The organism is Eubacterium sp. ER2 (assembly GCF_000765215.1).
Taxonomy (GTDB): domain Bacteria; phylum Bacillota; class Clostridia; order Lachnospirales; family Lachnospiraceae; genus Claveliimonas; species Claveliimonas intestinigallinarum.
Genome location: NZ_JPJE01000041.1, coordinates 50,368 through 57,123 on the forward strand (window position 1 = coordinate 50,368; position 6,756 = coordinate 57,123).

The window sequence follows — 6,756 nt, forward strand, 5'->3', positions numbered from 1 at the left end:
TTCTCCTGTGTATCTGAATGAATAGGAAATGCTGCTTTTACAGGCCTCTTTTACAGGCCAATCTTTTTCAGCAGACGGTACTGCATCTTCGCCTCTTCCAGGCTCCCACTCCGGTCGATCCCCCGGAATGCCGCCCGGATCTTCCACCGGTTCGCAAGGCCGATCCGCCAGCGCTTCACCCAGGCGAGCGGCAGCAGCGCCGGATGCCGCTCCAGCGCGGGAAGGAAGTAGATCATGTGCTTCTTCTTCGGGAAGGCGATCCGCCAGAGGGCTTTCGCCCGGATCAGGAACGACGCCTTTTCCGTCCGGCCGCTGATCCCGCTTCGCAGCCTGCGGATGCTTTCATCCCGCTCAAACCCGAAGATCCCACCCGTCATGATATAGTATTTCAGCTCTTCCAGCGTCCCCGGATCCACCTGTGAAACCGCCGGATCTATCTGTTCCGGGATCCCGAACCACGCCCCGGAAGCCTGCAGGACGGTTGCTGCGAACCGGTCCATCCGAAGCTTCGCCAGCTGCTCCCGGATATAGCCCCAGTCCATCTGCTCCCGGTACGCTTTCAGGAAGAGCGCCAGATCCATCACCATCCGGATCCCTGCGCCGCTGCTGTTCAGATGCTTGGCCAGGTGAAAGCACAGGAAGACAAAATGATCCTCCGGCGAAAAGAAGCGTCTGCTCCCCTCCCCCGGGACCAGCCGGGAGAAGGCCCCCGCAAAATATCCCTCATAATCCACCTTGTTCCAGTACGTGCCAAAGGCAAGCCTCCGGTGGACTTCATAGGAAAAGCGGTCCTTCTTCAACACCCACACAGCGCTTCCGCCCTCCTCTTTCCGGTAGCCCAGCTCCCGCAGGACCGCCGCCGTCCGCGCCATATCCTCATCTCTTACCAGCACGTCCACGTCCCCCATGGTGCGCAGTTCCGGCGTCGGATAGAGGTCCCGCAGCTCGCAGCCCTTGAAAAAGGCATAGGGCACCTGTGCCTCCTCCATCCGGGCGGCAAACGCCTTCACCTCTTCCTCCAGCAGCACAGAGCGGTACACGGTGGCCATGTAGACCTCCTGGAATGTCCGGTATACGTCCTCTTTTTTCTGCTCCTTCAAAACCGGCAGCAGCATCGCAGCCGCGATGCCGGCCACGTTGTGCTTCTGCGCCGTCTCGTACAGCGCCTCCAGGGAGACGTCCGGGAGGCAGCGCACGCTCCTTCCGTTCACGAAATCCGCCAGGATCTCCACTAATATCTGATCTTCTCGTCTCATACTTCCACTCTTTTATCTTGAATCGTTCTCATTTCTTCTTACAGGACATAACTTCCTGTTTATTATGATACCCCAAATCCGCCCCTGTAGCAATGGCCCGCCAGGACAAAAAAATGCATGTCTGCCGCGACATGCACTTTTAGATGATCTAAGATTCTTCTTTCGTCAGTTCGCCGGCTTCGCTCCCGCCAGCCAGCTCTTCACCTGTTCCAGGCTCTCGCCCACTGCGCCGGCGATCTTCCTGCCCTGCTCTTCGCCAATCTTCCGGCCATATTCTTCGCCGATCTTCCGACCTTGCTCTTCGCCGATCTTCCGGCCACGTTCCATGATCCTCTCTGATACTTCACACATGATATCCACGCCTCCTTCTTCCCGTTTCAGATAGCGCACCCGCTTCGATAATTCTCCCTCACTGTCGTCATCCGGATCCGCCGTCTTAAAATATTTCATCAGCTTGGCAACCCGGGATCCGTCGTCTGCCGCTGCATTCACAAAAAAGATATGGACTCCGTCGTCGTACGGAAGCCCTGTGCCGCCAAGTTCCTTCTCTATCGGGTAGATCGCCTTTCCGCAGTGATATATGTCTCTTTCGCTGATGTAAAAGTGGATCCTGTCCGGCAGGGACTCATACTTCATCCCTTTTGCCAGGAACTCTGCATCTATCAGCGATCCGTTGTACCGGATCCTTTTCGGCGGATCGATCTCGTCTTTCCGCTGGATCTCGATGTGGTACAACTTCCCTCTCCCTGTCTCCGCCAGCACATCAAGCCGCACGGAGTGGGTCTTGATCCGGGAGATGGTATACTGCGTCCGCACCTCCTTTACCTTCAGGTCGTCGATGCCTGTCAGGATCCGGAGTATATGCTGGCACGCCGGAACGTCTTTCAGCGCCACGGACATGAACACATCACTCAGGAGATTGAACGACTGGATCTCCCGGATCCGCTCCTCCCTGGAAAGGATGTGCTCCCTTTCCGGTCCCGTCCTGTCTGCATTTACCATACGCACAGCCTCCTTTTCAAAATAGAGTGCAAAGAGACTGCACTGTCCGCCTTCCTGCTAAAGCCGCATCCGCCAATCTCTCTGCTGATAATAGGGAATTAAAAGCATTGAGATTTTCCTGAATGTAATAGAAAAACAGATGCAGCTAATGCTGCGTTAGAATCAGACATGCCGGAAACATAATGCTTTTACATATGATAACACAGGAGGGAAAAGATTACCAGACTATTTTCGCTGATATTGCTATTATTGCACCTGCTTCCGGCTCATGATAAAATACTAATATATATCCGCAGAAAGTGGTGATTCCAATGAATGAAGATATGGAATTTATAAACTTTGCCGAGAATTTTTTCGGACAGCTGCCGTCAGAAAAAAACCGGGAATATGAAAAGCAACTGACCAAATTTACGGAGCAGTACAGTAGCCAAAAGCATTTAGGAGCTTATAACAGGATGATCGAGGAGGATCATCCCAATGCCTATGAAGCGTTCTTTTGTTTATGTACCGTTTATCGTCACAACAGGGATTATGCAAAACTCCATGCTTTGCTTCAGTCCTGCAATAGGTTTAAAAAGCATCTTTCTTACAATCATATATTAGCCATGTACCAGGTACATAGCGAATCTTTTTATGATTATGATGAACTGCTGGCAATGACATGCCGGGATGCCGAAATGATGGAAAATAATTCCGGATATCTACATACATTTGCGAATGCTTTTGCTACGATCTGCGAAAAATGCGGAGAAAACAACTGCGATACTATCATAGGCGAATGGTATGAACCGGCACTTAAAGCAGCAAACAAGGCAATTGAACTTGAACCACAGTATGCTAAGTATTACAGCACGAAAGCCAGGATCATAAATTTAAAAGGCCACTATGATGAAGCGATACAGCTGGTTATGTATGCTATCAGTCTTGAAAAATCAGAACGGCCGGACTATGCGCTGACAATTTCAAATTATCAGTATTATCGGTTATATATTTCCATGTGCCAGCAGCGTTCCCTGTTTGAAAACAAAATCCGGCTGCTGGAGCGCAAACTGGACAGACTATCTTTGGGAGAGACAGCAAACGAGGCAGCGTGTACAAAGCAATCGGACGTTTTCCCACGGGCTTATCGCGGGCCGGAACCATTTCACTTCGTAAGCTATGCCCATCTGGATAAGAAGACTGTATATCCACTGATCAATCGCCTGCAGGAGCGCGGACTTCATATCTGGTTCGATGAAGGGATCGAGCCAGGGAAAGAGTGGCCGGAGGAAATCGCACTTCATATTATGCAGAGCCGGAGTGTCCTGGTCATGCTCAGCGGTCAGTCGATCCACTCACCGAATGTACGCCGTGAACTGAGTCTTGCCTTGTCAGAAAATAAGAAAATAATTGCCGTGTTGCTGGAAGAAGTTGTATTAACAGCCGGGATGCGGCTGCAATTGGAGCTGCAGCAGATGGTCATGAAATATCAGTATTCAAATGAAAATTTTCTTGAGAAATTATACACCTGCATTAATGAGGAGTTGTAACAATGGATTGGAACCGAAAATCGCCCTTAATTGAAGAAATATATACAGAGTCTAAGACCGGCAGACAGGAAAATAATGAAGACGCAATATATCAAGGCACTCATTTTGTCGCTGTAATAGATGGGGCTACCAGCAAAACAAAGGCTGTTTTAGACGGGAAAACAGGCGGTCAGTTATGTGCGCAGCAGATTATGGATACCATACATGATCTGGACGAAAATATAACAGGTGAAGCAGCGGTATCTCAGATATATATGGATCTGAAAGAAATGGCGAAGCTCCGCGGTCTTGAACAGAAAGGTATTCATTGTTGTGCTTCTGCAGTCATCTTCAGTTGTGCCCGCAGGGAAATCTGGGCTATAGGAGACTGTCAGTATATGATAGACGGACAACATTATACCAACAGTAAATCTATTGACAGAATTATGAGCGAAGCACGTGTTGCAGCCATTTATATGCTGCTTCAAAAAGGCATCACAGAAGAACAGCTTTTGCAGCATGATCACAGTCGCGAGATAATCTTCCCTCTGCTTCAGGAGCAGAAATACCTTGAAAATTCCAAGGCGCCGTATGGCTACCCGGTTTTTAATTGCCATACGCAGCCTGACTTTATCATTCAGAAAGTGCCGGACAGATGCAGGATCGTGCTGGCCTCTGACGGATACCCGTTTCTTAGAGAGTCACTGGCAGAAAGTGAGCGGGAACTTTCTGAACTTTTAAAGGAAGATCCTCTATGCTATAAAAAATACTGCTCTACAAAGGGGCTGCAGGCAGGCAACATAAGCTTTGACGACAGAAGCTATATTCGATTTTCACTGGGTGAATTCAAGTAACTGGCATTCTTATATTAGCGTCGGGCGATCTTCCCCCTGGAGAGTTGTTTTAACCCGACGCTAATACCCCTGTCAGTTCGCCGGCTTCGCACCCGCCAGCCAGCTCTTTACCTGTTCCAGGCTCTCGCCCACCGCGCCGGCGATCTGCTCCGGCGTCAGTCCCATCTGTGAGAGATTCAGGGTGATGGAGTGGGCTCTCTTCTTTCCTCCCTGCGCCTCACCGATCTTCCGGCCCTGCGCCTCACCAATCTTCCTGCCACGTTCCATGATTCTTTCTGATACTTCACACATGATATCCACGCCTCCCTCTTCCCGCTTCAGATAGCGCACCCGCTTCGATAATTCCCCCTCGCTGTCATCGTCCGGATCCGCGTAATGAATAAAATCTGCGATACTCATGTTCTATAAAGTATGGAAATATTTTTCACGGAAAGCCTGTTCGAGTCTGTCGTTTCTTTTTTCAATCAGGGCTGTTCAACATTCTTTTTCTCAGCCTGGTGATCCATCCAAACAGCCAATCTCCCCTTCCGTTTTCAGCCTGGGTTCAATGAATAGTGCTTTAGACAATATGTCCCTTAAAGCAGGTCAAGAATAAAAACTTATGCCTTGTAATACAAATCAGAAGATGAGTTCATATTACAAGGCATTTTCTATTATGTTCTCAACCGGCGTGATACAGCGGAGACCTAGCTGGAAGGCGGCTGCTGCAGCTTTACCAATAATCTTCGCAAGAATGCGAGCCGCCGTATCATATTCTCAATAGCTCTGGCTTCTTAATACTGCTTTCCAGTAAATTTTTTTATCTCCATCTCTTTTCATTCATCTGTCAGTATCAGCCAGCCACTTCTCCACCACAGCAGCCTTCTCTTCCACTGCCTTAGCGATCTGCTCCGCTGTCATGTCCATTTTTGCCAGATTGAGAGCTATACTCTGCTTTTCTTCCTGTCTTCCCTTCCGTATTCCTTCCTGTTTGCCTGTCTGTCTTCCCTCTTCCCAGGCCTCTTCCCGTTCCTGTCTTATATGCCTCGCCTGATCATACTCGTATATACTCATCCTCTTTGCCTCCGCTCGATATTTCCTCAAAAACTCTTCAAGAATCCCCTCCCGGATACATTCCGTGATCGTGCGCTCCACCGCTTCTTCTATGGGCATCTTTGCGGCATACCTTCTTATGCGGGCCGTGTACTCGGCATAGTCCGCCAGAGTCTTGCAGGCCCTCATAAGCTCCGGATTGTGGCCTGCGTTGATATTCAGCATCACTGCCTCCAGCTCCAGCTTATGCTCTTCTTCCTCCACCTCGTACAGGTCCGACAGCCGCAGCATCCGCCTGTCAGGCTGCACCTCCTCCCCGTTGTAGAAGATAATAAACTGGGGCGGCGGAAGCTTCACCTTTTTCCTTCCGTACAGGTTTTCGTTTTTCGTCAGGTCTGCGTAAAGGTCTGCCAGATACAGGAGCATCCGCAGCGGAAGGTTGGGGCTGTAGGTGGACTGGTGCTCATACAGGGAGGGCCGGGAGTCGATCACAAAGGACAGGTCATTTTTGATGGCCATGTAGATGGCGTTCTCCAGCGTGTTGACGCTCAGCGCCCCGGGATCCTTATACTGTTTTCCGCTTACCGCATTATAGAGTCCCAGCAGCTCTTTCCTGTCGCTGAACACCATGGTAAAAAGCGAAGATTTGTAGTTCCGGTCAGGAACGGGATACACCTTCTTTTCTCCGTCTTGCTTCTTCCGGTTCTGTTTCTTCTGTTTTCTGCTCATAGGTACCTCCTTTTTCAAGAATCGCAGGAGGCAGCCTGTCAAAACAAAACTTGATCTTCAGGAAACCTCTCTGCTTTGTCGATGGGAATAAAAAGCATCGAGATTTCTTTTAGATCTTCTTATCAGACTTGCAGACACGGCATACGCCGCAAATGAAAAAACTGCCAGAAATATAATGCTTTGAGTATATAATAGCACATATTTCAAAAAGTTTCCATAAGTATTCCAATTAAAGCCAATCAATAGGCAGACATATATTCCTTTAGACAGATTACCATTTCCGCCACACCATCTTATCCACCACACCGGTGTAGCTCTGGATGATCTTCACCACCTTGGTGCTCACGTTCTCCTCCACATAGTCCGGCACCGGGA

6 protein-coding genes and 1 pseudogene are annotated in these 6,756 nt (G+C 49.5%); 2 read left to right on the forward strand and 5 right to left on the reverse strand.

Features of this window, described 5'->3' with window-relative positions; genetic code table 11:
* Nucleotides 1-50 precede the first annotated feature (50 nt).
* Both NI21_RS0113790 and NI21_RS0113795 read right to left on the reverse strand, forming a co-directional pair.
* Nucleotides 51-1,256 carry a nucleotidyltransferase family protein gene (locus tag NI21_RS0113790; RefSeq protein ID WP_081958102.1) on the reverse strand — a complete coding sequence of 402 codons (1,206 nt, stop codon included), beginning with the start codon at nt 1,254-1,256 and terminating at the stop codon, nt 51-53.
* Between the two features lie 165 nt (nt 1,257-1,421).
* Nucleotides 1,422-2,258 carry a hypothetical protein gene (locus tag NI21_RS0113795; protein WP_052084138.1) on the reverse strand — a complete coding sequence of 279 codons (837 nt, stop codon included), beginning with the start codon at nt 2,256-2,258 and terminating at the stop codon, nt 1,422-1,424.
* A gap of 311 nt (nt 2,259-2,569) precedes the next feature.
* Between NI21_RS0113795 and NI21_RS0113800 the strand changes: the two genes are divergently transcribed.
* Together NI21_RS0113800 and NI21_RS0113805 are read left to right on the forward strand one after the other, a co-directional pair.
* A complete protein-coding gene (locus NI21_RS0113800) occupies nt 2,570-3,787 on the forward strand; it encodes a toll/interleukin-1 receptor domain-containing protein (RefSeq protein WP_033126788.1) in 1,218 nt (405 codons plus the stop codon).
* Between the two features lie 2 nt (nt 3,788-3,789).
* Nucleotides 3,790-4,620, forward strand: a complete 831-nt coding sequence (locus NI21_RS0113805) for a protein phosphatase 2C domain-containing protein (RefSeq protein WP_052084139.1) — start codon at nt 3,790-3,792, stop codon at nt 4,618-4,620.
* Nucleotides 4,621-4,692: 72 nt separating this feature from the next.
* Here NI21_RS0113805 and NI21_RS0113810 read toward each other — a convergent pair whose 3' ends face one another.
* From NI21_RS0113810 to NI21_RS17330, 3 genes and pseudogenes are all read right to left on the reverse strand, one after another.
* Nucleotides 4,693-5,019: a hypothetical protein gene (locus tag NI21_RS0113810; RefSeq protein WP_033126789.1), complete on the reverse strand. Its 327-nt coding sequence runs from the start codon at nt 5,017-5,019 to the stop codon at nt 4,693-4,695.
* A 420-nt stretch (nt 5,020-5,439) separates the two neighbouring features.
* Nucleotides 5,440-6,381 carry a hypothetical protein gene (locus tag NI21_RS0113815; RefSeq protein ID WP_052084141.1) on the reverse strand — a complete coding sequence of 314 codons (942 nt, stop codon included), beginning with the start codon at nt 6,379-6,381 and terminating at the stop codon, nt 5,440-5,442.
* Nucleotides 6,382-6,652: 271 nt separating this feature from the next.
* Nucleotides 6,653-6,756 (reverse strand): annotated as a pseudogene (locus NI21_RS17330) (UDP-N-acetylglucosamine 2-epimerase); the annotation flags it as partial.

Excerpts from the sequence above, each read along its gene's own strand:
- NI21_RS0113790 (WP_081958102.1), bottom strand. The coding sequence starts at position 1,256 with ATGAGACGAGAAGATCAGATATTAGTGGAGATCCTGGCGGATTTCGTG.
- NI21_RS0113795 (WP_052084138.1), bottom strand. The coding sequence starts at position 2,258 with ATGGTAAATGCAGACAGGACGGGACCGGAAAGGGAGCACATCCTTTCC.
- NI21_RS0113800 (WP_033126788.1), top strand. The coding sequence starts at position 2,570 with ATGAATGAAGATATGGAATTTATAAACTTTGCCGAGAATTTTTTCGGA.
- NI21_RS0113805 (WP_052084139.1), top strand. The coding sequence starts at position 3,790 with ATGGATTGGAACCGAAAATCGCCCTTAATTGAAGAAATATATACAGAG.
- NI21_RS0113810 (WP_033126789.1), bottom strand. The coding sequence starts at position 5,019 with ATGAGTATCGCAGATTTTATTCATTACGCGGATCCGGACGATGACAGC.
- NI21_RS0113815 (WP_052084141.1), bottom strand. The coding sequence starts at position 6,381 with ATGAGCAGAAAACAGAAGAAACAGAACCGGAAGAAGCAAGACGGAGAA.